We start from the raw sequence: 1,821 nt of genomic DNA, 5'->3' as shown, positions 1-1,821 counted from the left end.
CATATAAATCAATCACTTATAGAGTGGCATAATGCCGAAGTGTTCCATGGGTGTCAAAAACTTTAAGCTATTTTTTCATTGGCGGACGCGCCAAACTCCAGCAAAAAATCTTACCTGCGCCTGATTTTTTCAGCGTTTTCGCCAATTCGTTTAAAGTCGAGCCGGTGGTGAAAACATCATCAATTAACAGAATATTACACGCCTTCGGCAATTCGGCTTTGATTTTGAATGCATTCTTGATATTTCGCAGACGTTCGTCGCTTTTCAGCGTACTTTGCGGCTCGCCATGCCGTCTGAAAACTGCGTGGCGCGGCAGCAGCGTCCAGCCGTAGCGTTTTGCCAAAATATCCGTCAACGCCTCGCTTTGGTTGAATCCGCGCTTGAGCCGCCGCTCTTTGCTCAAAGGCATGGGCAGGACAAAATCAAAGTGTTCCGTCGCCAGCCAGTCCGGTGCGTTTTGGCACATTAAATCCGCCAACGGACGGCTCATGCCCAAATCGGCCAAGTGTTTCAGCTCGCGTATCATGCTGCTGACGGGTGGTTCGTAATACAGCGAGGCCCACATTCTATCAAATGCGGGCGGCTTTTTCTGACAACTGCCGCACACTGCCCCGCCCGCGACATGGCGGAAACACAAAGGGCAGCTTTGTGCTGCGTCGATAAAATATTCCGTCAAATCGTTTACGCAGCCTCTGCAAAGGCCGTCTGAAACGGAATCGTGGCATAATACGCAACATCGCGCATTGAGCTGTTTCAAACTGCGCCACCAAGAAAGAACATTCATGCCACACTCCGCCAAAAAAGTTTATCTGATACACGGTTGGGCGGCGAACCGCCATGTATTCGACGATTTGATACCGCGCCTGCCTGCCGATTGGGACGTCCGCGCGCTTGATTTGCCCGGACACGGCGATGCGCCTTTTACCGAGCCGTTTGATATTGCCGCCGTTGCCGAAGCCTTCGCCGGACAAATCGACACGCCGGCACACATTCTCGGCTGGTCGCTGGGCGGACTGGTTGCCCTGTATCTGACCGCGCTTTATCCCGACAAAATCCAATCGCTCTGCCTGACGGCAAGTTTTGCCCGATTGACTGCCGACACGGATTATCCCGAAGGCTTGGCGCAACCTGCCTTGGGCAAGATGGTCGGCGCATTTCAGCAGGATTATGCCAAACATATTAAACAGTTTCTACAACTGCAACTGCTGCATACGCCGCATTCAGGCGAAATCTTAAACCGGGTATTGCCCGATTTGGCGCGCTGTGGCACGCCCTCCGCCTTACAGGCCGCGCTTGAAGCGGTCAACCATGCCGATGCGCGTCCGCTGTTGTCGCTGATTCAAACGCCGTCATTGCTGGTGTTTGGACAGAAAGACGCCATCACGCCGCCGCGCATGGGCGAATATTTACACCGCTATTTGAGCAACAGCGAGCTGGTCCTTATTGACAAAGCCGCACACGCGCCCTTTTTAAGCCATGCCGACGAATTTGCCGAAACCTACCGCAATTTTGTCGAAAAGGCCGTCTGAAACAGACTTAAACCATAAAAACATTGCTGGGCAAAGCCCGCTGACACGACCCACCATGACCGAACAAGACAAACGCTGGCAGATTCACCGCCATCTCGCCCAAGACACCGACGAGCGCCTGCACCTGGTCCGCAATGCACCCAAACGCATCATGCTGATTGGTGCCGATGCCGACATCAGCCGCAGCATGCTGGCCGCGCGTTATCCCGACGCCGTGTTTGACGAATACGATCAGAATGCCGATTTTTTGAAAACCGACGCCGCCGCGCGCAAAGGTGGTTTTTGGCCGAAG

2 protein-coding genes and 1 pseudogene are annotated in these 1,821 nt (G+C 53.5%); 2 read left to right on the top strand and 1 reads right to left on the bottom strand.

Annotation, left to right across the window (positions count from 1 at the left end; genetic code table 11):
- Positions 1-67 precede the first annotated feature (67 nt).
- A complete protein-coding gene (locus ACTHUR_RS10810) occupies positions 68-784 on the bottom strand; it encodes a ComF family protein (RefSeq protein ID WP_070646427.1) in 717 nt (238 codons plus the stop codon).
- Between ACTHUR_RS10810 and bioH the strand changes: the two genes are divergently transcribed.
- Positions 783-1,529 (top strand): pimeloyl-ACP methyl ester esterase BioH, encoded by a 747-nt coding sequence (bioH, locus tag ACTHUR_RS10805; protein WP_070646425.1) that lies wholly within the window; start codon positions 783-785, stop codon positions 1,527-1,529. The genes ACTHUR_RS10810 and bioH overlap by 2 nt on opposite strands.
- A 55-nt stretch (positions 1,530-1,584) precedes the next feature.
- Positions 1,585-1,821 (top strand): annotated as a pseudogene (locus ACTHUR_RS10800) (methyltransferase); the annotation flags it as partial.

The sequence above is a fragment of the Neisseria sp. P0021.S007 genome (genome assembly GCF_051956855.1).
The sequence above is the reverse complement of the archived record's forward strand: the minus strand, read 5'-3'. Positions and strand labels throughout refer to the sequence as shown.

What these genes read in the sequence shown, in the direction of transcription:
- bioH (WP_070646425.1), top strand. Translation starts at nt 783, where the DNA reads ATGCCACACTCCGCCAAAAAAGTTTATCTGATACACGGTTGGGCGGCG.
- ACTHUR_RS10810 (WP_070646427.1), bottom strand. Translation starts at nt 784, where the DNA reads ATGAATGTTCTTTCTTGGTGGCGCAGTTTGAAACAGCTCAATGCGCGA.